This window comes from Paenibacillus sp. J31R109 (assembly GCF_059692055.1).
In genome coordinates, this window is sequence record NZ_JCAUAR010000001.1 from 646,535 (window position 1) to 668,973 (window position 22,439).

Sequence of the window (22,439 nt, forward strand, 5' to 3'; positions counted from 1 at the left end):
AGCATGGCAATATATAACATTCTTGTCGTAGATGACTCCGTCTTTATGCGAAAAATTGTTAGTGATTTAATAACCGAACATCCGCAATTCAAGGTCATAGGTACTGCCAAAAATGGTCAAGAAGCGATCGAACAAGTTAAGCTGCTTCGACCTGATGCTGTGACAATGGATATAGAAATGCCTGTCATGAACGGGTTGGATGCGCTTAAAAACATCATGGAAGAACAACCAACCCCTGTTATCATGTTAAGCTCATTAACACAAGAAGGCGCTTCTGAAACAATTAGAGCATTGGAATTGGGGGCGGTTGACTTTATTCGAAAGCCATCGGGATCCATCTCGCTGGATTTGTATAAAGTTAAGCTATTGCTACATGAAAAACTGCAAGTTGCGGTCCGATCGAGAATGAGTGGCACTCTTCCAGTTCGTGTACAGGCACCACTCGCAAATGTGAATCCCTTATCTTTAAGATCAAAGATGATTAAAGAAACGCTAAATCAATCTGATTCAGTTGTCGCTGCAAGCTCGAGTACAACACATTTTAATCATGTAGTTGCCATAGGCACTTCTACTGGTGGACCGCGTGCCTTACATCAAGTCATCTCCAATATTCCTGCAGGATTTCCAGCTCCAATTTTAATTGTTCAACATATGCCACCTAATTTCACTAAATCACTTGCTCAACGCTTAAATGATATTTCTCAAATAAGGGTTGTTGAAGCCGCGGACGGTGAAGTCCTCCAAACAGCTACAGCATACGTTGCTCCTGGTGGATGGCATATGGTGGCCTATAAAGAATCAAATCGCACTTACAAAATTCGATTAACCAAAGAAGAACCTGTTTCTGGCCACCGACCATCTGTAGATGTGATGTTTGAATCTTTACTGAATATGAGTGAATTAAAACGACATGTCGTTTTAATGACGGGAATGGGCAGTGATGGGGCGAAAGGGATGCTTGCGCTGAAGCAATCAGGTGCAGCAACAACAATTGCCGAATCCGAAGAAACTTGCGTCGTGTATGGTATGCCGAGAGCGGCTGTAGAAAACCAAGCTGCAATGTATGTGTTGCCTCAACAAGATATTGCAACTCGTTTATCTATGTGTGTACAGAATGAAATGAATTAAAACAATTATAGGGTACTGGATGATTCTATTGGAGGTGTGTAGTAGTGGAACTTAGTCAATATCTATCGATGTTTATCGATGAATCAAAAGAGCATTTGCAATCATTAAATGAAAATCTTTTAAATTTAGAAAGCAATCCGAAAGACATAAGTATCGTACATAATATTTTTCGTTCAGCTCATACGTTAAAAGGGATGTCTGCAACAATGGGCTTCGAGGACATCGCAGCACTTACTCATGAGATGGAAAATGTGCTTGATCTTGTTCGTAATAGCAAAATTGAAATGGACTCATACATATTTGATTGTATTTTTAAAAGTTTAGACTCTTTGGAGTCCATGGTAGAGGATATTATTCAAGGTGGGACTGGTAAAGCGGACGTAAGTCCTATCGTTGTATCCTTGAGATCTATCGTGACAGGTGACTACAAAAAAGAGGTAGCTCCTTCTTCAGCAGCTGTAGTCAAAGAACCAGCAAAAGGTATTGAAGTGGATGAATTTCAATATTCGATTCTTCAACAGTCGATCGAATCTGGTTTTCTAGTTTTTTACATAGAAGTTAGTGTTAATGAAAATTGTGTTTTAAAAGCTGCTCGTGCCTATATGGTATTCGATGCTATGGAAAAAATGGGTGAGATTATTAAATCGACCCCAACCGTGCAAGAAATCGAGCAAGAGAAGTTCGATCACTCGTTCTCACTTTACTTTATATCCAAAGTTGATCAAGCAACACTAGAGAAAGAGATTTTAAATGTATCTGAGATTGCATCTTGTGTGATTATTACGGTAGATACTGAATCTCTTGCTGAATTGTCACGACCGATTGCAGAAATCGAAACAGCGCATCAAGAAATTGCAGCAGCAGTTGCTGCTACCTTGCCTACGTCGAATGCAGCAGAAATCAAAGCGGCGGAGCCTGTAGCAACAGCGGCAGCTAAACCAGCAGCAGGTGGGGCTCCCGTAGCAAGTCGGACGATTCGTGTAGATATTGAGCGTCTGGATACCTTAATGAATCTATTTAGTGAGCTACTGATTGATCGAGTTCGTCTAGAGCAGTTAGCAAGTGAAGTAAAACGAAATGATCTAACAGAAACTGTTGAACACATGTCACGTGTAAGCAGTGATTTGCAAAATATCGTTTTGAAGCTCCGCATGGTTCCGGTAGATTCTGTATTCAATAGATTCCCACGTATGATCAGAGATTTAGCTAAATCTTTGGATAAAAAAGTGGATCTTGTGATTACTGGAGCTGATACTGAACTCGACCGTACGGTTATTGATGAAATTGGCGACCCGTTAGTCCATTTATTGCGGAATGCAGTCGATCATGGGATCGAATCCATCAGTGAGCGTGTGGCTGTCGGAAAACCAGAACAAGGAACGATTCAACTTCGTGCCTTCCATAGCGGTAACCATGTCTTTATCGAGATCGAAGAAGATGGTAAAGGGATTTATCGTGAGAAAGTTTTGAAAACGGCTTTGAAGAACGGTCTCGTTACTGCCGAACAAGCTGCTAAGCTTTCAGATCATGAAGTGTACAATTTGTTATTCGCATCTGGTTTCAGTACAGCTGAAAAAATCTCTGATATTTCTGGTCGTGGCGTTGGTCTTGACGTCGTGAAAACGAAAATTCAGATGTTAGGCGGACATGTTCAAGTAGATTCGAAGCCAGGCTTTGGAAGTAAATTCTCTGTACAATTGCCATTGACCCTATCTATTATTTCGGCAATGCTTGTACGTTTAGGGAGTGAGAAATATGCGATTCCGTTGTCATCCATTGTTGAAACTTCAGCAATACAGAAATCGCAGATTCGTAACATTCAAGGCACTAAAATGATTGATTACCGTAAAACAGTCATTCCATTAGTGTCCGTAAGTTCTTTATTCCAGGTTCCTGATTTCAATGAGGATTTGGAAGAAGAAACAGAAATCGTCGTTGTTCGTAAGGGCGATAAACAAGTAGCACTTATGGTGGATGAATTTATTGGACAGCAAGAAATCGTATTAAAAACACTAGGTAAATACCTAACGGGGATATTCGCAATTTCAGGAGCAACCATTCTTGGGGATGGACAAGTTGCATTGATCATCGACCCTAATGCATTGATTAAATAAACCATATTCGATAAGGAGGATTTCAAAATGGGAGAAGAAAAAAAGGTAATTGTCTTCGCACTTGGATCAGAAGAGTATGGTGTTGAAGTAGAAAAGGTAAGAACGATTGAAAGAATGCAGCCAATGACTCGTGTACCGAAAGCACCGGAATTTATTAAAGGTGTGATTAACTTGCGTGGGGTAGTTATTCCAATTATTGATCTGCGTGCTAGATTTGGACTTGAAGAGGTTACTAGCACAGATGCAACTCGTATTATTATCGTGTCTGCAGCTGAATTCGAAGTAGGGTTGATTGTTGACTCTGCAAATGACGTAATCGATGTCGATACAGATAATATTAATACACCGCCAGAAGTTGTTGGTGGAATTAAAGCGAAATACTTAGATGGTATTGCACGGGTTGGCGAAAACAGATTGCTAGTTCTACTTAACCTAGAGCAAGTATTGAATCGTAGTGAAATTCAGCAGCTAGAAAGATTTGAGGAATAAATCGTGGACGTTTTCAGCCAATTAGAGGATTTCCAATTAGATGTGCTTAAGGAAGTAGGGAATATTGGCGCGGGGCATGCTGCAACTGCGCTTTCTACCTTAATGAATAAGCCGATTGATATGTTGGTTCCCAAAGTAAGAATGCTGCCTTTCGAAGAAATTTGCGAAAGTGTCGGTGGAGCCGAGACTGTCGTATTAGCGATCTTCTTGCGTGTAGAAGGAGATGCTCCCGGCAACATGTTCTTCATTCTGGATTTAGACGCTGCTAAAAATATGCTTCACGATTTGGTTGGTTTATCCATATCAGATCAAGAAGAGTATTCCGAGTTAGAATTATCAGCACTGAATGAGATTGGAAATATACTTGCTGGCTCTTATTTATCCTCACTTGCTGACTTTACGAATTTAAATATGCAGCCGACGGTTCCAGCGCTGGCGATCGACATGGCTGGTGCAATATTAAGCTATGGTTTATTGCAATTTGGTCAAATGGGGGACCAGGCTCTCCTCATTGAAACTAAATTCTTGGAAGGGGACAATGAAGTGCAAGGGCACTTTTTCTTAATCCCTGATCCGGAATCGTTTGGTAAAATCTTTTCGGCATTAGGGGTAGTCTCTCCATGACGCTAGAACACTTAATTAAAGTAGGAATGGCTGACTTGAATGTTGCTCATCAAACGGGTGTTTTGAAGACAACAGGTTTAGGTTCATGTGTAGGGGTAACTCTATATGACAGCCGATCCAAAGTGGCAGGAATGGCACATGTCATGCTGCCTTCCTCCGAAATAGCAAGAGAAGGTTCATTGAACATTGCTAAGTATGCAGATACGGCAATTCCTGAGCTTATCACAAGAATGGAAAAGCTAGGAGCAAGCATAAGCAAGCTAGAAGCAAAGCTAGCTGGCGGCGCTCAAATGTTTGCATTTGCTGGAAATAATGATACGATGAGAATCGGGCCGCGGAATGTAGAATCTTGTAAAGAAATGTTGAATCGTTACAAAATTCCAATTCTGGCTGAGGATACAGGAGCTAATTATGGCCGCACGATTGAGTTTTTTAGTGCGACGGGGATTCTACTAATCCGAAGTGTTCAATTAGGAGTAAAGGAAATTTAATGATGATTGGAACTATACGAATAAATTTCGTTGTCGCCCTATTAGCTGGTATTTTTACATTTGTTTTATCGATCAGTACTAATTTATTTCTATCATCCTGCATTAAAAGTGGGTATAGTTTTCTTATATTATTTGTTGTAACTTTCGGATTTAGATGGGTCTTAGGGTTATTGATTGGATCTGTTTCATCACTTGAGGACGCATCACACGATAATTCCTCATCCACCGTTGGTCAAAACTTAGATCTACTTACGCCTGATGAGGATGAGGAAACACGTCAACTAATGAAGTCGAACCACGCGAATATTTCCAAAGATGAACATTCTTTTGAGATGCAATTTTCACCATTGAATCCACCTAAGCTAGTCACCAAGAATAATTTGGACCCTGAACAACTGGCGGGTGCCTTGAGGCGAATGTCTGAAGATTAAGGATGTGAATCAGAAATCATGATTGATCAAAAGCAAGTTCAGCTAGCCAATATTGAATTGTGGAAACAGTGGAAGGAACAAGGGCTTGTAGCAGCGAGACAAGAACTTATTGAGAACTATTTACCATTAGTTGAGTATGTTTCAGGTAGATTAGCTATCGGCCTTCCTAAAAGTGTTTCCAAAGACGACTTATCCAGCTTTGGAGCTATGGGATTGATTGATGCCATAGAGAAGTTTGATTATGCTCGTGGGTTACAATTTGAAACCTATGCTTCATGGAGAATTCGCGGATCAATAATTGATGGTTTACGTCAAGGTGATTGGGTTCCAAGATCTGTGAGAGAAAAGGCTAAAAAGGTAGAAGAGGCTTATCAAAAGCTCGAACAGCAACATCTACGATCTGTTACAGATAGTGAGATCAGCTCTTATTTGGAAATCAGTGAACAGGATTTTCAGCAAATGCTTCAGGATATTTCCATCACTACCATTTGTTCGATTGATGATCCCATTCGAGAAGAAGAGTCAGAAACTAGATTATCTCTCATAGTTGATGAGAAAGCCAAGAATCCAGAAGCACAAGTAAATGAGTTTTATCTGAAGGAATCATTGGCGAAAGCAATAGACCGATTGACAGAAAAAGAACGAACAGTTGTCTCTTTATTTTATTTTGAAGAATTATCGTTAAGTGAAATAGCAGAAGTTATGTGTTTGTCACCATCCCGTATTTCTCAACTACATTCGAAAGCTATCTTAAGACTTAAAGGTGTGCTTGGGCGATTTAAGAATCAACTTTTTCAAAATAATTAAACTTAATCTGAATGCATGGAAAGGTGGTATGTCCGTGAGTGAAGGGAACATGCCTTTGGATTTCTTCATTAGTATTACTGTGTCTGATGACAAACTATCCGCTCATCTCTCCTTAAGTAATACAGAAGATTCGTTTAAAGTCTCAGTTGGCCAATTATTAGACATCGTTCAAAAAAATCGTATTATTCACGGTGTGAATCAGGTTGTGCTTGCAGAAATAGCGGCAAACCCAAAATCCTTTTATTTAAAGAAGACTTTAATTGCATCTGGAACGAAACCTGTTGAAGGTCAGAATGGTTACATTAAGTTAACATTTGACTTTGATGACAATGAAAAAAAACCTATGGAGCTGGAAGACGGCCGGGTCAATTATAAAGAAGTTATAGCAATTCATAACGTAAAAAAGGGTCAATTAATTGGTCAACGATTTACAGCAACAGCTGGGTCGCCTGGACGTGCTGTCACTGGGGAAACGCTTTTTGCCAAAGCTGGAAAAGAAGCAAGATTTAAAGTCGGCAAAAATGTTGTAATGGATGCAGAGCAATTAGGGCTTTATGCAACGATCGACGGAATGGTGGTAAGAACCGACCGAGACAAAATTAATGTTTTCCCTGTTTACGAAATCAATGGGGATGTTGATTTTAATATCGGTAATATTGATTTTATTGGTACGGTTGTTGTAAGAGGCAATGTGCTGCCAGGATTCAAAATTCGCGCGGCTGGAGATATCCGTGTTACAGGTGGCGTTGAAGCCGCGGAGTTGGAAGCTGAAGGTTCGATAGAAATTTCGGCTGGTATTGTTGGGCAAAATAAAGCATTCATCAAAGCTGGCAAAAATGTAAAAAGTTCTTTCATTCAAGATGCAACGATTGAAGTTTCTGGTGATTTGAACGTTTCACAGAGTATTATGCACTCGATAGTGAGAGCAGGCAAATGCGTGAATTGTGTGGGGGCAAAGGGGTTAATCGTAGGTGGGACTATTCAAGCGGGCGAACGAGTGACTGCTAGAACCATTGGTAATTCCATGTCAACGAGTACAGTAATTGAGGTAGGTGTATTGCCTGAATTACGTAATGAAATGATCCAATTACGTAATAACCTTAGGGCATTGGGTGAAAACATGGAGAAAACAAGTAAAGCGCTTTCTTTATTGGATCAATTGGCTGCTGCTGGTCAGTTAAGCCCTGATAAATTAGCTATGCGTATTAAACTCAATAACACAAAGAAGCAAGCTTTGGACGAACAAATCACTTTGAAGGATCGCATTTTAGAAATTGAGAAATCACTTGAAGACTCTGAAAATGCCAAGGTTCAAGTTGTTTCTACTATATATGGTGGTACGAAAATCGTAATTGGTCGTTATACGAAATTTATTAAGGACCCTACGAGCCGCGTCATATTCCGATTAAGCGATGGGGATATATCTATGAGTCCAAACGTGTAAGTGAGGAGGGAGTAAACGATGAGTTTTAATGCCATCGATTTACAATTCGCTGTACACAAAAATGATGAGGCGGGTATTAAACAAAATCAATTGATGCAGAAGCCGCGTCAGGATGAGACGATTTTAGAAAATCAAGCCACCCAAACAACGGAACGTGATCGAGGGCGTACTAGCAAACTCGAAGAGGGTGGACGTGCTGATATTATGGATCGTCGTGAACAAAAGAAAGCGCAATTAGGTAAAAGTAAGACAAGAAGGCCATTAGAGAGTCTATCTAAGGATACGGAACAACAGCCTATGCATCCTTATAAAGGTCATCGTATTGACTTGTCGCTCTAACTTGCTATAGAAAAAGGTGAACCTTATGGTTATGCAACCGGTGTTATATGTCATCCTTCTGGGCCTTGTACTGATTGTTTACGCAAGGTTTATTCCGAGGGATCAAACGACAACTGCTTCTGCAAAAGCTACGGTTGTACAAGAAATCGAAGATACAATCGAACACTTCGCAGCTGAAATGGAAGAACAAAATCAAACCATGCTTGATCTATTTTCAAAAACAAAACAGGACTATGAAATTGAACTTGCTAAATTGGCAGGTCGGTTGGAATCCCTGGAGAGACAAAAACAGGAGCTGTCCAAAGAGCTAACTACGTTTCATGTTAATCAACAACCCTTATCGACTGCAGATGAATTGTTAACTTCTTTTAATAAGCCAGATTACCAGAGTCCCAACCAAACGGACGTTCTCACTGTAGCTCCAGAAGAGATGCCTGAGGAAGTCGTTTATGAAGGTTTAAGCATGAAAAGTCGATATGCTGAATTATTTACCTTGCATGATCAAGGGAAAAGTGTAGAAGCTATTGCCAAGAAACTTAATATGAATAAAGGCGAGGTCAGTTTGATCCTGCAGCTTTCGAGACAGGAGGAACGGACACGTGTTTAAAAATAGAGCGTTGGTTTCAGGCATTGGAATGGGTATAATTGTAGGTGCTATTCTTCTTCAAGTTATGTTGCTACGACCAAGCAGTCCGAGTCAGTCTGGAAGTGGTATATCTTTGGAGGAGATGGACCCTCAGAAGCTTAAAGTGGAAGCCTCCAAATATTATCAAGTACACGAGAAAAATATAAAGTTGTACACCCAAGTGGAATTAGATGATATAGTTCAGAAGAAACTCAAAGAGGAAACTGATAAGCTAGCAGCTGCAAAGCCGCAAGATCAGCCTAGTACTTCGCAGCCACCTGTTTCATCAAAAATCATTCTTTATGTACAGCCCAACTTGGATGCAACAGCTGTAGCTGAATTAATGATTCGCTCAGGCATAATTACAGATCGTAAAGCATTTATAGCGGAGCTTAATAAGCAAGGTGGCAACAGCAAGATTCAAGTAGGTTTCCATGAGTTTGTTGGTAATTTGGACATGCAGGCACTTGTAACAAATTTGATTACTGCTCAATAAGATATTTGGCAAAAGGATCTTTTTACTGAAGATCTTTTTTTGTTTTCAAACACATAAACTTGCCAATTCTAGGGAAGAATGACTTTCAGGATTAAAGGTTGCACCTTGTTTTCAGTTGTGGTATATTTATTCACGGTGTTAAAAACTCACGCCCGTCAATTTGCATAATGGTGCTTACTTCGGTAGGTTTTATGCAAAGATGCGAGGGGCGGCGGATACCAAATAAACCATTTAAGAGGAGGGATTGGGGATGGCAGTTATCTCCATGAAACAGCTTTTAGAAGCTGGCGTACATTTCGGTCACCAAACACGTCGTTGGAACCCGAAAATGGACAAGTACATTTTTACTGAAAGAAACGGTATTTACATCATCGATCTTCAAAAAACGGTTAAAAAAGTTGAGGAAGCTTACAACTTTGTTAAATCCGTATCCGAAGACAATGGTACAATCCTTTTCGTAGGAACTAAAAAACAAGCACAAGATTCCGTTGCTGAAGAAGCAGAACGTTGTGGCATGTACTTCATCAACCAACGTTGGTTGGGTGGTACATTAACTAACTTCCAAACTATTCAAAAACGTATCGATCGCTTGAAAACTCTTGAAAGATGGGAAGAGGATGGCACTTTCGAAGTTCTACCTAAGAAAGAAGTTATCATTCTTCGCAAAGAGAAAGAGCGTCTTGAGAAATTCCTAGGCGGAATCAAGAACATGAAAGGTTTGCCAAGTGCACTTTTCATTATCGATCCTCGTAAAGAGCGTATTGCTGTAGCAGAAGCTCGTAAATTGGGTATCCCAATCGTTGGTATCGTAGATACAAACTGTGATCCAGACGAAATCGATTACGTGATTCCTGGTAACGATGATGCAATCCGCGCAGTTAAATTGTTAACAGCGAAAATTGCTGATGCCGTTATCGAAGCACACCAAGGCGAGCAAACAACAGCTTAAATTATAGCAATGTGAAAAGGGTGGTTGGAAGGTGTAACAGCCTGTCACCACCCTTTTTTTAGAGAATACACTAGTGTTACATATAGACAATAACTAAATCTCAGGAGGTTTCTTCCATGGCAGTTACAGCAGCACAAGTAAAAGAATTACGTGAAAAAACAGGTGCAGGGATGTTAGATTGCAAGAAAGCACTTGAAGAAGCAAACGGCGATATCACAAAAGCAGGTGAACTTCTTCGTGAAAAAGGTCTTTCTGCAGCAGCTAACAAAGCTGGACGTATTGCTACAGAAGGCGCTGTAGAATCTTACATTCACGCTGGTGGTAAAGTTGGGGTTCTTGTTGAGATCAACTGTGAAACTGACTTCGTTGGTAAAACAGAGCAATTCAGAACGTTCTGCAGAGACATTGCTATGCACATCGCAGCAGCAAACCCTTCATATGTTCGTCGTGAAGAAGTACCAACAGAAGCTTTGGAAAAAGAAAAAGAAATTCTTCGTAACCAAGCTCTGAACGAAGGCAAACCAGAAAAAATTATCGACAAAATGGTTGAAGGCCGTATTGGTAAATACTACGAAGAGTTCTGCTTAATGGAGCAAGCATTCATTAAAGATCCAGACAAAACAATCGATCAATTGTTGAATGAGAAAATCGCGGCTATCGGCGAGAACATCTCCATTCGTCGTTTCGTTCGTTTCGGTCTTGGTGAAGGTCTTGAGAAGAAACAAGAAAACTTTGCGGAAGAAGTTATGTCCCAAGTTAAACTATAATAGGCATTTAAAAAAGTTGGAACACTTGGTGTTCCTTCTTTTTTAGCCCTTAAAGACATGGAAGTATGCATGAACGGAGGTCATACAAGTTGGGTCAACCTTTTTATAAAAGAATAGTGCTTAAATTGAGCGGCGAAGCTTTAGCCGGACAGCAAGGATATGGCATTGATTCAGAAGTGATTACATCTATTGCTCAACAAGTAAAGGATGTTGTAGAATTAAATGTCGAGGTAGCTATCGTTGTTGGCGGTGGAAATATTTGGCGTGGAATCGCGGGTAGTGAGAAAGGAATGGATCGTGCAACAGCAGACTACATGGGTATGCTAGCAACGGTCATGAACTCACTTGCTTTGCAAGATGCTTTGGAAAACATTGAGGTTCCCACTAGAGTCCAGTCCTCCATTACTATGCAACAAGTCGCTGAACCTTACATACGTAGGAGAGCTATGCGCCATCTCGAAAAGGGTAGAGTCGTTATTTTCGCCGCGGGGACAGGTAATCCTTACTTCTCGACGGACACAACAGCAGCCCTGAGAGCAGCCGAGATTGAAGCTGAAGTTATTCTTATGGCTAAAAATAAAGTGGATGGCGTTTACTCAGCAGATCCATTCAAAGATCCAACAGCGAAGAAATTCGAAACGTTAACCTATATGGAAGTAATTAGTAATAATCTTGGTGTCATGGACTCCACTGCATCTTCCCTTTGTATGGATAACAACATTCCGTTAGTTGTGTTTAACATCACGGAAAAAGGGAATATCAAACGAGTGGTCCTTGGCGATAAAATCGGGACTACAGTTAAAGGGAGCGTATAAACCATGCCGCAATCAGTGAAGAAGAATGCAGAAGATCGGATGGACAAAGCGATTGGAGCGCTAAGAAGAGATTTAACATCCCTTCGTGCGGGACGTGCTACGCCATCATTATTAGACCGTATTCAAGTTGAATACTATGGGGCAATGACGCCTGTTAATCAATTAGCTAACTTAACAACACCAGATTCACGTACCCTTCTTATTCAACCTTGGGATAAAAGCTCCATGTCTTCTATTGAGAAGGCAATTATGAAATCTGATTTAGGTTTAACGCCATCGAATGACGGGATCGTTATTCGGATTGTTATTCCTGCATTAACAGAAGAGCGTCGTAATGACTTGGTGAAAATGACGAAAAAATTTGGCGAAGAAGCCAAAATTGCTATTCGTAATATTCGCCGTGATGCGAACGACGAAATTAAAAAGCTTGAGAAAGCAGGCATTTCTGAGGATGAGTCCCGTAAGCATCAAGAGGACATTCAGAAATTTACTGATAAATTCGTAGCTGAAGTTGAAAAAGTTTTGGCTGCTAAAGAAAAAGAAATCATGGAAGTATAAGATAGATATGCCCCCGGGTATTCATTCGCTGGGGGTTTTTCATCTTTCCCTAGTTGGGAGGAACAATTGTGCTCAAGCTATTTAAGAAGTGGTTAAACCAAACGCGAAAGACTGTGACTTCGGCAGCCCCTGAAATAGAGCTGGACAAAGTACCAGCGCACGTTGCGATTATTATGGATGGAAATGGCCGCTGGGCTAAACAAAGAGGTTTGCCTCGTGTAGCAGGACATCATTCCGGCATGAAGAACGTAAAGAAAATTACTATGGCAGCCAATGATATTGGGGTTAAAGTTTTGACCATGTACGCTTTCTCTACAGAGAATTGGAAACGCCCGAAAGATGAAGTAGAGTTTCTGATGAAGCTGCCACAAGAGTTCTTCCCTTTGGAAATTGAAGAGTTAATTCAAAACAATGTGCGCATTCGCATGACGGGTTGGAAAGAAGGATTACCTGACTATACGCTGAAAGCGATAGAAGGGGCAATCGAGCGGACGAAAGATAACACAGGTCTTATTTTGAATTTTGCTTTAAATTATGGCGGACGTAAGGAAATCATCGCGGGCGTTCAAGATATGATGAGGGATTTGGAAAACGGAAGCTTGAAGTCAGATGAGTTGGATGAATCGATTTTTTCATCTTACATGTTAACTTCCGATTTGCCTGATCCCGATTTATTGATTCGAACGAGTGGAGAATTGCGACTAAGCAACTTTTTGCTTTGGCAATTAGCTTATTCGGAATTATGGTTTACAGATGCCTATTGGCCAGAATTCACGGAGGACTTATTTATGCAAGCCATTGCTGAATATCAGCGTCGTGCAAGAAGATACGGTGGTATTTAACAGTTGATTGTGTAATCGTTTTGTCACTAAAAATGGATGGCTTAGAGATAAACGTTGTTCATCTAGGGGGATTCTACTTGAAACAAAGGATTATTACAGGTGTTATAGCTGGTCTTGCATTTATTACACTTCTAGTACTTGGTGATTTGTGGTATGCAGGCTTAATTGTACTCGTTTCAATTATTGGATATCGTGAGTATTTACAAATGAATGGGTATATGCCTTATAAACTAACAGCTGCCGCGGGTCTCGTAGCGCTACTTTGTTTGACAATTCCTTGGGGATTGTTAGGGATAACATTTACTTTTTCTTTTACTGCAATCACCTGGTTTGCCATGTTCGTCTTACTTTTTATTACAGTAGCCTCTAAAAACAAAATCACGATTGACCAAGTTTCAGTGATTTTGCTAGGTGTCGTATACATTGGATTTGGTTTTAACTATATGATTGAAGCACGTTTGGCGGAAAATGGCTTATTTTGGACGATTATGGTTTTCGTCTGTATTTGGGCATCGGATGCTGGTGCATATTTTGTCGGTTCCAAATTAGGTAAACACCCTTTGTGGCCTCAAATTAGTCCTAAAAAGTCGATTGAAGGCGCCATCGGTGGGGTTATTATCGCAATGATTTTGGCATTAGGATTCGCATGGTACTCGCCAGAACTATTAAGTGTAGGGAAAGCACTATTATTGGGATTTGTGATCGCGGTAGTAGGGCAAATCGGTGATTTAATTCAATCCGCGTATAAACGTGTAAAAGGAATTAAAGACACAGGGACATTGCTGCCAGGACATGGCGGTGTACTCGATCGGATGGATAGTTGGTTAATTGTTTTTCCGTTTATCTATCTGCTCGACTTGATTCCTAACTAATTCTCATAAACGGGGTTGAAACTTATGAAAAAAATCGCCATCTTGGGTTCAACAGGCTCGATAGGGACTCAAACCTTAGATATCGTGCAGCATTCGCCTGAAATGTTTCAAGTCGAAGCTATTTCAGCCGGTTATAATGGTGAACTGGTCATAGAACAAGCCAAACAGTTTCGTCCAAAGCTTGTATCTGTTGCGACAAAGGCTCTTGCAGAAGAGGTAGCTGGTCAAATTCCTTCTGGTATCAAAGTTTTATATGGGGAAGAAGGTTTACTAGAGGTTGCCGCTTCCACGGATGCGGAGTTACTTGTAAGTGCACTTGTTGGCAGTCAAGGGTTAAAACCTACGTTAGCTGCAATCGAAGCAGGTAAAGATATTGGTCTAGCCAACAAGGAGACTCTTGTTAGTGCTGGACATATTGTAACGGAAGCTGTTGCTCGTAAGGGAGTTGCCTTATTACCGATTGATAGTGAGCATTCTGCTATTTTTCAATGTTTAAATGGGGAGAAGCGATCCCAAATCGCTCAAATCACGATTACAGCTTCTGGGGGTTCCTTTCGAGATCGTACACGGGAACAGTTAGTGGGTGTAACTGTGGCGGATGCACTCAAGCATCCGAATTGGTCTATGGGTGCCAAAATCACTATTGATTCTGCAACGATGGTGAACAAAGGTCTTGAAGTGATGGAAGCACATTGGCTCTTCGGATTGTCCTATGAGGATATTAAAGTTATCCTACATCCGGAAAGTGTGATTCACTCCTACATTGAATTTGTTGATCATAGTGTTATCGCTCAGTTAGGTAACCCAGATATGAGAGTTCCTATTCAGTACGCTTTAACCTATCCGGATCGTTATCCGACACCTACTTCCAGATTGGACTTAGCAGCGATTGGAAAGCTACATTTCCGTGAAATGGATTATACACGTTTCCCGTGCCTTCGTATGGCATTTGAAAGTGGTAAACAAGGTGGTGTCACCCCTACGGTTTATAATGCTGCCAATGAGATTGCAGTGGCTCGTTTTCTGAAGGGTGACATCTCATTTTTACAAATTGAAGATATTATTGAAGCTGCGCTGTACAAACATGAGCCACATGCTAACCCGACAATTGAGTTGATTCATGAACAAGATCAATGGGCTAGAGCATTTGCCGCATCTATCCGCTTCTAAATCTCAGGAAGAGCTAGGTCAGCTTGCATGGCTCAGCTCTTCTTTTTAATTTCCAACACTAGGTTGGTAATCAAAGTCTAATTATTTCTCTGAGTTCGTATAATGACCTGAGCAGGCATAGCTTGTATTCAGCTGTTCAATAGTGGTAATCTAAGAACAAGAACAGCTGATCTGAAGTTGCTGCTTATAGAACGTCCCAATAAGCGAAAGCATGTGGTCATTGTTACATAGGATAGTTTTCTGAAGAAAACCCGAGGGAGGAAATACGACTTGTCGGCCATTGAAGTTGGATTAAAGGTTATTTTGTTGTTTTTCGTTCTTGTTACGATTCATGAATGGGGTCATTTTTACTTTGCAAAACGTGCAGGTATTTTGGTTCGTGAATTTGCAATTGGTTTCGGGCCTAAGATTTTTTCATATAAAAAAGGGGAGACCCGTTATACGCTGCGAATACTACCTATTGGTGGATTTGTTCGTATGGCAGGGGAAGATCCAGAAATTGTTCAAGTGAACCCTGGACAAACGGTTGCTATCAAATTAAATAAGCAAAACCAAGTTTCTTTCTTATATCTGGATCAGTTGGATCGACGCTCAAATGTAATCATGGGGGTTGTGGAACATATTGATTTAGATAAATCACTTCGATTATCCATTGATGTTGATGGTGAGAAAGTGACTTATCCTGTTGATCCTCAAGCGATGATGGTCACGAAGGGAACGGAAACCCAAATTGCTCCTTATGATCGTCAATTTGGTTCCAAATCAGTAGGGAAACGTGCCTTGGCAATTGTTATGGGGCCCGTCATGAACTTCATCTTAGCTATAGTTTTGTTTTTCATCGTAGTGATCATGTCAGGCGTTTTCACGAATGTGAAACTGGATTCCGTTCTTGCTGGTAAAGCAGGTGAAAAAGCGGGTCTGCTAAAAGGTGACATTATCATGTCTATTGATAAACAACCCATTGGCGATGACCGTAATAAAATGGTGTCAGCCATTCAGTCATCCGCTGGGAAAACGATGACGTGGGTCGTTGATCGTGCTGGTAACCCACTTACGCTTCAAGTTACGCCTGAAATGGAAGATGGAGCTGGCAAGCTAGGTGTAGTAATTAGCGGAGATCGTAGAAGCGCTACCCTTGGTGAAGTGTTCACAGGTACTTATGATTCCGTTGTTGGAACGACTATTGGTATTGTAACGGGGTTGCAAAAGCTTGTGATGCTCCAGTTTAAATTGGATGATTTGGGTGGTCCCGTTCGAACAGCACAGGTATCTGCGCAATTTGCCAAAATGGGACTGAGCTCCTTAATTGCTTGGGCTGCAACTTTAAGTTTATATCTTGGTATTTTTAATCTTTTACCAATCCCTGCGCTAGACGGAAGTCGTCTGCTATTTATGGGCTTAGAAGCATTGCGCGGTAAACCAATTGATCCGAATCGAGAGAGTATGGTTCACTTTGTTGGTTTTGCGTTGTTGATGCTGCTAATGGTTGCTGTCACGTACAATGATATTTTACGATTGATTAAGGGTTAGTCCTAATCTGTGGGAGGGTTTATGTCAAACGAAAAGCAATTTGTCAAAGAAATTACACCGCAAGGAGAAGATTTCTCCAGATGGTATATAGATGTTATTAAGAAAGCAGATTTAATGAGTTACTCCCCGGTACGCGGATGTATCGTTTTTAAACCGGATGGTTATGAAATTTGGGAAAATATTCAGCGTGAACTGGATAGCAAATTTAAAGAAACAGGTCACCGCAACGCGTACTTCCCGCTATTTATTCCAGAAAGCTTTTTCCAAAAGGAAAAAGAGCATGTTGAGGGCTTTAATCCAGAACTTCCTTGGGTGACAGAAGCAGGTGGTGAGAAGTTAGAGGAGCGTTTGGCTATTCGTCCAACCTCTGAAACAATGATCGGTCATATGTACTCGGAGTGGATTAACTCCTACCGTGATCTGCCGCTGTTGATTAACCAGTGGGCGAACGTGGTTCGTTGGGAAAAACGGACATTACCATTCCTTCGTACAACGGAATTCTTGTGGCAAGAAGGGCATACCGCTCATGAAGATGAGCAGGATGCGCGCCGCGAGACGATGCAAATGCTGGACGTGTATCGTCAATTTGCCGAAGAGTTCCTAGCTATTCCTGTCATTGTGGGTCAAAAAACGCCATCTGAGAGATTTGCTGGTGCGATTGATACATTCTCTATTGAAGCGATGATGAAAGACGGTAAAGCCGTCCAAGCGGGTACATCCCATTACCTTGGCAATAAATTTGCTGTTGCTTTCGATATTAAATTCTTGGATCGTGAGAATCAGCACCAATTTGCTCACACAACTTCGTGGGGAGTAAGTACCCGTTTAATTGGAGCACTCATTATGGTTCACGGGGACGACCGCGGTTTGGTATTGCCACCGAAGGTTGCACCTACCCAAGTAATCATGATCCCAATCGGTCCGCCAAAAACACGCGAACAGGTTATCGGTCGTGTGGACGAGCTGTTTGCTGATTTGAAGAAAGCAGGCGTTCGTGTCAAAGTGGATGATCGTGCTGATCAAAGTCCTGGTTGGAAATTCAATGAGTACGAAATGCGCGGTGTGCCTATCCGTGTTGAGCTTGGTCCTCGTGACATGGAGAACGGTGTAGTTGTTCTCGTATCTCGCGTTAGCGGAGAAAAGAAAATCGTTCAACAAGCTGATTTCGTCCAAGAAGTTCAAAATTTACTTGCTGAGATTCATCAGCAGATGTATGATAAAGCGAAGCAATTCCGTGACGAGCATTACATCGCGGTGGATACGATCGACGAATTTAAGACTTTCTTGGAAACGAAACGTGGATTTGCCTTGGCTGGCTGGTGTGGATCTGACGCTTGCGAATCGCAAGTGAAAGAGGAAACAGGAGCAACAAGCCGTAATATCCCGTTCAATCCATCCGAAACGAAATCAACTTGCGTTGTATGTGGTGAAGCTTCTAAACATACAGTTGTTTTTGGTCGAAGCTATTAATTAATTACAATCAAGGGCATATGGAGGTCTGTCTCCATTGCCCTTGGTATGTTTTATGGGGAGGCTGTTCATGAGTAATTTGGCTGATAAACGGAATCGCTTTGAGCTTTTGATGCAGCAAGCCGAGATTCCAGCCGATGTTGTACGGTCATATTTTACAGAAGGCTACATTGATCAAGTAGAAATTAGTCGAAAGAACCGCGACTGGACATTTTATTTGGTGAAAAATGACCTTGTGCCTCTGAACATTTATCGTTCGTTTTGTAAAATGATTCAAGAAAAATTTGCACAAATCGCGAAAATTCGGTTTATTTGGAAGTTTGAACAGGCAGAACCAGCTGTACTCGTTGATGAGTACTGGAGTTTATTTATGGAATGGTTGCAGCGTGAAGTGCCCTCTGTAAATGGCTGGATGTCCAAATCCAAGTTTGATGTCCAAGGACATACATTATCATTGATCATGCTAGATGCTATTGGTCTTGAACTTGCTAAGAAGAAAAACATAGATATGTTTATTCGGAACTTTTTCCATAACTTTTTTCAAACCGAGCTAACCGTGAAATATGCGATGAGCGATTCTTCAGAAATCGAAGCGGAATATGAGAAATTCGCCAAACAGCGTGAGCAGGGTGAGAAATCTTTTACTCAAGAAATCATGATGTCCATCGACATGGAGGAAGAAGAACCCTCCTTGCCTGAAGGCGAAGTGAAACTTGTTATGGGTATTGATATTAAGGAAGTACCGACGCCACTGAAAGATATTCAAGAAGAAGAGAAGAAAATCGCGGTTCAAGGTACTGTATTTGGACTGGATGTCAAAGAACTGAGAAATGGCAACACATTGTTTACGTTTAACATCACGGACTTTAGTGATTCACTCGCTATGAAAGTTTTTGCGAAAACCAAAGAAGATGTTAGGATCATGAGTCTTCTAGCGAATGGTACTTGGATTCGTGCGCGCGGGAAAGTTGAATATGATCGTTTTATGCAAATTCCCGAACTTGTTATGATTCCCAATGATCTATATGAAGTAATGGCTCCTAGGGATCGTATGGATGATGCTGCCGAGAAGCGCGTTGAGTTTCATTTGCATACGACGATGAGTACGATGGACGCTCTTACTCCAATTGATCAATATGTGAAATTGGCAGCCAAATGGGGTCATAAAGCCATCGCTGTCACCGATCATAGCAATATTCAATGTTTTCCTGATGCCGGTAAAGCAGCCAAAAAGCACGGTATCAAAGTCATTTACGGTGTCGAAGCGAATGTAGTCAATGATTCTGTGCCAATTGTTATGAATGGGCGAGATATTGACTTGAAACAATCGACCTATGTTATTTTTGACGTGGAGACAACGGGGCTATCGGTCATTAATAATCGAATTATCGAGCTTGCCGGTGTGAAAATGCAAGATGGCAAAGAAATTGATCGTTTCGCCACATTTATCAATCCGCATGAGAAGATTCCTTATAACATTCAGCAATTAACGAATATCAATGATGACATGGTCAAGGATGCCCCAGATATCGAGGATGAGCTGCCCAAATTTGTAGAGTTTATTGGAGATTGCGTACTTGTCGCACATAATGCGCGATTTGATATGGGCTTTCTCCAAGCCAATTTAAAACGTATGAATTTGCCTGAAGTAACTAACTCAGTCCTGGATACGTTGGAGCTGGCAAGATTTCTGTTCCCATCCATGAAGAACCATCGTTTAAATACGTTATCAGATAAATTTAAAGTGGGACTTGATAATCATCACCGTGCGATCGATGACTCGATTGCGCTGGGGCATGTACTTTATCATTTAATTAATGAGGCTAATGATCGTCAAATTATGAGCTTAGCCAAACTCAATGATTACGTGGGGAAAGATCTCTCTAATCAACGGCCTTTTCATTGTTGTATCTATGCGCTCAACCCTGTAGGGAAGAAAAATTTATTTAAGCTTATTTCCATGTCGCACACAACCTATTTACAGAAAGCTGCTACAATTCCCAAAAGTGTATTAGTTGAACACCGAGAGGGACTCCTTGTGACTTCAGGCTGTGAAAAAGGAGAATTTTTCGAGGCTGTTCTTAACAAAACGATTGAGGAAGCCGAACAGGTCTCGGAGTTCTATGATATTCTCGAAATTCAACCGGTTAGCTACAATATGCATCTTGTTGAAAAAGGTTTGGTTGGTTCTGTAGAAGATCTAGAGAATGCGGTAAGACGTGTTTGTGAGATTGGCTATAAAACAGGAAAACCCGTCATTGCGACAGGCAACGTACATTACTTGAACCCACGGGAGAAAGTGTGCCGTGACATTACAATCAACGGAATCACAGGATTTAGCCCGCTTAAAGCGGTGAAGAAACCGGATGCGCATTTGCGTACGACCAAAGAGATGCTGCAAGAGTTTAGCTTTTTAGGTCAGGAAAAGGCCATGGAAGTAGTGGTTCGGAGTACAAATGAACTGGCGGATCGCTTCGAATCCATTGAGCTTTTCCCAGACAAGTTATTTACACCAATTATCGAAGGTGCTGACGAAGAGATTCGTACAACCTGTTATGACACGGCCAAAGGTATGTATGGCGAAGAGCTTCCTGAAGTTATCATTGCGCGTCTGGAGAAAGAACTTGTTCCGATCATTAAATTCGGTTTCTCGGCCAACTATTTGATTTCAGAACGTCTTGTTAAAAAGTCGAATGCAGACGGCTATCTCGTAGGATCCCGGGGATCCGTTGGTTCTTCCGTCGTCGCGATGATGTTAGGTATTTCCGAGGTTAATCCATTACCGCCGCACTATATCTGTCTTTCCTGCAGGCATAGCGAGTGGTTCCTAGACGGAAGTGTCCCGAGTGGTTTCGATCTACCGAATAAAGAATGCCCTTCCTGCGGCGGCAATTTAAAAGGTGACGGTCATGACATTCCGTTTGAGACGTTCCTTGGTTTTAAAGGGGACAAGGTTCCCGATATCGACTTGAACTTCTCTGGTGTGTACCAACCGGTGGCACATAACTTCACGAAGGAAATCTTTGGCCCTAAGAATGTGTTCCGTGCAGGGACGATCGGTACTGTCGCGGAGAAAACGGCGTTCGGTTTCGTTAAAAAGTACGAAGAAGAACAAGGTCAGAAGTGGCGCGGTGCGGAGATTGCTCGACTGGCTTCAGGTTGTACTGGGGTAAAAAGGAGCACAGGTCAGCATCCAGGTGGTATTGTTGTTGTGCCAGATTACATTGAAGTCGATGATATCACACCGGTTCAATTCCCTGCCGATGATAAAAATTCGGAATGGATGACGACTCATTTTGACTATCATGCCTTCGATGCGAACTTGCTAAAATTAGATATTCTGGGACACGACGATCCGACAATGATGAGGATGCTTCAAGATTTGACTGGCATCGATCCAACAACGATTCCTATGAATGATGCCAAAGCGATGAGTATTTTCAATTCTACAGAAGCGTTAGGTGTTAGACCAGATCAGATTCGTTCTCCTGTCGCAACGTATGGCGTTCCTGAGATGGGAACGAAATTCGTTCGTCAAATGCTTCAAGAAACGCAACCTTCTTCTTTTGCCGATCTATTGCAAATATCCGGTTTATCACATGGAACGGGTGTTTGGTTGGGGAACGCTCAGGAATTGATCAAAAAAGGGATTTGTAACATTAAGACGGTTATTGGCTGTCGGGATGATATCATGCTCTATTTGATCTATAAAGCGGGGATGGATGCAGGTCTTGCATTTAAAATTACGGAGAGTGTGCGTAAAGGGAAAGGCCTCACAGACGAATGGAAAGATGAGATGAAACGATGTAATGTGCCAGCATGGTATATTGAATCCTGCGAACGGATTGAGTATATGTTTCCAAAAGCGCATGCTGCGGCTTACGTTATCTCTGCCGTTCGTACTGCTTACTTCAAAGTGTATCACCCGATAGCTTACTATGCGACTTACTTTAGTGTGCGTGCAGCGGATTTTGATCTGGAATTATTATGCCAAGGATATGACGCAATTCTTAAAGTATTAGTTGAGATTGAAGCGAAAGGTTTTCAAGCGCTACCGAAAGAGAAAGCCATGGTTTCCATTCTTGAAATGGCGTTAGAAATGACATCGCGGGGTTTTAGTTTCAAACCTATTGATATTTATCGTTCGGATGCGACAAAATTCATCATTGATGGGACGTCGTTAATTCCACCTTTTGCAGCAATGTCTGGTATTGGTGAAAATGCAGCGAAAAATATTGCAGCCGCCAAAGAAGAAGGAGACTTCCTCTCCGTAGAGGACTTTCAGAATAAATCCAAGGCATCCAAAACTGTCATTGAGCTGCTGACTTCCATGGGATGTTTCCGTGGAATGCCTGAATCTAATCAACTTTCTTTGTTTTAATAATAAGCTGTCAAGTGAAAATGATTAACAAGTTTGCTATTGTAATGCAAAGATTGGTTATGGTATAATTTTTATTGGCAATAATGAGGATATCATC

The 22,439-nt window shown here is 41.3% G+C and carries 21 protein-coding genes; all 21 read left to right on the forward strand.

Annotated elements, in window-relative coordinates; all coding sequences use genetic code 11:
* The first annotated feature begins 3 nt into the window (after window positions 1-3).
* The gene (locus tag AC58QT_RS02935) at window positions 4-1,128 is read left to right on the forward strand and encodes a protein-glutamate methylesterase/protein-glutamine glutaminase (protein WP_497407608.1); all 1,125 of its coding nucleotides are present in this window, start codon (window positions 4-6) and stop codon (window positions 1,126-1,128) included.
* A 44-nt stretch (window positions 1,129-1,172) separates the two neighbouring features.
* A complete protein-coding gene (locus tag AC58QT_RS02940; protein ID WP_497407609.1) occupies window positions 1,173-3,242 on the forward strand; it encodes a chemotaxis protein CheW in 2,070 nt (689 codons plus the stop codon).
* A 27-nt stretch (window positions 3,243-3,269) separates the two neighbouring features.
* The gene (locus AC58QT_RS02945) at window positions 3,270-3,731 is read left to right on the forward strand and encodes a chemotaxis protein CheW (protein WP_310500301.1); all 462 of its coding nucleotides are present in this window, start codon (window positions 3,270-3,272) and stop codon (window positions 3,729-3,731) included.
* A 3-nt stretch (window positions 3,732-3,734) separates the two neighbouring features.
* Window positions 3,735-4,355, forward strand: a complete 621-nt coding sequence (locus AC58QT_RS02950) for a chemotaxis protein CheC (protein WP_497286418.1) — start codon at window positions 3,735-3,737, stop codon at window positions 4,353-4,355.
* On the forward strand, window positions 4,352-4,846 hold the full coding sequence (locus AC58QT_RS02955) for a chemotaxis protein CheD (RefSeq protein WP_497407610.1): 495 nt from the start codon (window positions 4,352-4,354) through the stop codon (window positions 4,844-4,846). Before AC58QT_RS02950 ends, AC58QT_RS02955 begins: the two co-directional genes overlap by 4 nt.
* Window positions 4,846-5,277: a hypothetical protein gene (locus AC58QT_RS02960; RefSeq protein WP_497407611.1), complete on the forward strand. Its 432-nt coding sequence runs from the start codon at window positions 4,846-4,848 to the stop codon at window positions 5,275-5,277. Before AC58QT_RS02955 ends, AC58QT_RS02960 begins: the two co-directional genes overlap by 1 nt.
* Window positions 5,278-5,295: 18 nt before the next feature.
* Window positions 5,296-6,084, forward strand: a complete 789-nt coding sequence (locus AC58QT_RS02965) for a FliA/WhiG family RNA polymerase sigma factor (RefSeq protein WP_310500297.1) — start codon at window positions 5,296-5,298, stop codon at window positions 6,082-6,084.
* 28 nt (window positions 6,085-6,112) lie between these two features.
* Complete coding sequence (locus AC58QT_RS02970; RefSeq protein WP_497407612.1) at window positions 6,113-7,528, forward strand: flagellar assembly protein A; 1,416 nt, start codon at window positions 6,113-6,115, stop codon at window positions 7,526-7,528.
* Between the two features lie 18 nt (window positions 7,529-7,546).
* Window positions 7,547-7,867, forward strand: a complete 321-nt coding sequence (locus AC58QT_RS02975; RefSeq protein WP_497407613.1) for a hypothetical protein — start codon at window positions 7,547-7,549, stop codon at window positions 7,865-7,867.
* A 31-nt stretch (window positions 7,868-7,898) separates the two neighbouring features.
* On the forward strand, window positions 7,899-8,474 hold the full coding sequence (locus AC58QT_RS02980) for a hypothetical protein (RefSeq protein WP_497407614.1): 576 nt from the start codon (window positions 7,899-7,901) through the stop codon (window positions 8,472-8,474).
* A complete protein-coding gene (locus AC58QT_RS02985) occupies window positions 8,467-8,988 on the forward strand; it encodes a hypothetical protein (protein ID WP_497407615.1) in 522 nt (173 codons plus the stop codon). Before AC58QT_RS02980 ends, AC58QT_RS02985 begins: the two co-directional genes overlap by 8 nt.
* A 250-nt stretch (window positions 8,989-9,238) precedes the next feature.
* The gene (gene rpsB, locus AC58QT_RS02990; RefSeq protein WP_056625008.1) at window positions 9,239-9,937 is read left to right on the forward strand and encodes a 30S ribosomal protein S2; all 699 of its coding nucleotides are present in this window, start codon (window positions 9,239-9,241) and stop codon (window positions 9,935-9,937) included.
* Window positions 9,938-10,053: 116 nt separating this feature from the next.
* Entirely contained in the window at window positions 10,054-10,704 is a 651-nt protein-coding gene (tsf, locus tag AC58QT_RS02995; RefSeq protein ID WP_057315674.1) for a translation elongation factor Ts, read from the forward strand.
* Window positions 10,705-10,793: 89 nt separating this feature from the next.
* Complete coding sequence (gene pyrH, locus AC58QT_RS03000) at window positions 10,794-11,519, forward strand: UMP kinase (protein WP_310500292.1); 726 nt, start codon at window positions 10,794-10,796, stop codon at window positions 11,517-11,519.
* Between the two features lie 3 nt (window positions 11,520-11,522).
* Window positions 11,523-12,077, forward strand: coding sequence for a ribosome recycling factor (gene frr / locus AC58QT_RS03005; protein WP_057315673.1), 555 nt, complete (start codon window positions 11,523-11,525; stop codon window positions 12,075-12,077).
* 68 nt (window positions 12,078-12,145) lie between these two features.
* On the forward strand, window positions 12,146-12,919 hold the full coding sequence (gene uppS / locus AC58QT_RS03010) for an undecaprenyl pyrophosphate synthase (protein ID WP_397341121.1): 774 nt from the start codon (window positions 12,146-12,148) through the stop codon (window positions 12,917-12,919).
* Between the two features lie 77 nt (window positions 12,920-12,996).
* On the forward strand, window positions 12,997-13,791 hold the full coding sequence (locus AC58QT_RS03015; protein ID WP_497407616.1) for a phosphatidate cytidylyltransferase: 795 nt from the start codon (window positions 12,997-12,999) through the stop codon (window positions 13,789-13,791).
* A gap of 24 nt (window positions 13,792-13,815) precedes the next feature.
* Window positions 13,816-14,961 (forward strand): 1-deoxy-D-xylulose-5-phosphate reductoisomerase, encoded by a 1,146-nt coding sequence (locus AC58QT_RS03020; protein ID WP_497407617.1) that lies wholly within the window; start codon window positions 13,816-13,818, stop codon window positions 14,959-14,961.
* 270 nt (window positions 14,962-15,231) lie between these two features.
* Window positions 15,232-16,491, forward strand: a complete 1,260-nt coding sequence (gene rseP / locus AC58QT_RS03025; protein ID WP_310500288.1) for an RIP metalloprotease RseP — start codon at window positions 15,232-15,234, stop codon at window positions 16,489-16,491.
* A 21-nt stretch (window positions 16,492-16,512) separates the two neighbouring features.
* Window positions 16,513-17,961: a proline--tRNA ligase gene (gene proS / locus AC58QT_RS03030; protein ID WP_497407618.1), complete on the forward strand. Its 1,449-nt coding sequence runs from the start codon at window positions 16,513-16,515 to the stop codon at window positions 17,959-17,961.
* A 70-nt stretch (window positions 17,962-18,031) separates the two neighbouring features.
* Complete coding sequence (locus AC58QT_RS03035) at window positions 18,032-22,342, forward strand: PolC-type DNA polymerase III (protein ID WP_497407619.1); 4,311 nt, start codon at window positions 18,032-18,034, stop codon at window positions 22,340-22,342.
* Window positions 22,343-22,439 lie beyond the last annotated feature (97 nt).

Coding starts and splice junctions, on each gene's coding strand:
- AC58QT_RS02935 (WP_497407608.1), top strand. CDS start 4: ATGGCAATATATAACATTCTTGTCGTAGATGACTCCGTCTTTATGCGA.
- AC58QT_RS02945 (WP_310500301.1), top strand. CDS start 3,270: ATGGGAGAAGAAAAAAAGGTAATTGTCTTCGCACTTGGATCAGAAGAG.
- AC58QT_RS02955 (WP_497407610.1), top strand. CDS start 4,352: ATGACGCTAGAACACTTAATTAAAGTAGGAATGGCTGACTTGAATGTT.
- AC58QT_RS02960 (WP_497407611.1), top strand. CDS start 4,846: ATGATGATTGGAACTATACGAATAAATTTCGTTGTCGCCCTATTAGCT.
- AC58QT_RS02965 (WP_310500297.1), top strand. CDS start 5,296: ATGATTGATCAAAAGCAAGTTCAGCTAGCCAATATTGAATTGTGGAAA.
- AC58QT_RS02970 (WP_497407612.1), top strand. CDS start 6,113: ATGTCCGTGAGTGAAGGGAACATGCCTTTGGATTTCTTCATTAGTATT.
- AC58QT_RS02975 (WP_497407613.1), top strand. CDS start 7,547: ATGAGTTTTAATGCCATCGATTTACAATTCGCTGTACACAAAAATGAT.
- AC58QT_RS02980 (WP_497407614.1), top strand. CDS start 7,899: ATGCAACCGGTGTTATATGTCATCCTTCTGGGCCTTGTACTGATTGTT.
- rpsB (WP_056625008.1), top strand. CDS start 9,239: ATGGCAGTTATCTCCATGAAACAGCTTTTAGAAGCTGGCGTACATTTC.
- tsf (WP_057315674.1), top strand. CDS start 10,054: ATGGCAGTTACAGCAGCACAAGTAAAAGAATTACGTGAAAAAACAGGT.
- frr (WP_057315673.1), top strand. CDS start 11,523: ATGCCGCAATCAGTGAAGAAGAATGCAGAAGATCGGATGGACAAAGCG.
- AC58QT_RS03020 (WP_497407617.1), top strand. CDS start 13,816: ATGAAAAAAATCGCCATCTTGGGTTCAACAGGCTCGATAGGGACTCAA.
- proS (WP_497407618.1), top strand. CDS start 16,513: ATGTCAAACGAAAAGCAATTTGTCAAAGAAATTACACCGCAAGGAGAA.
- AC58QT_RS03035 (WP_497407619.1), top strand. CDS start 18,032: ATGAGTAATTTGGCTGATAAACGGAATCGCTTTGAGCTTTTGATGCAG.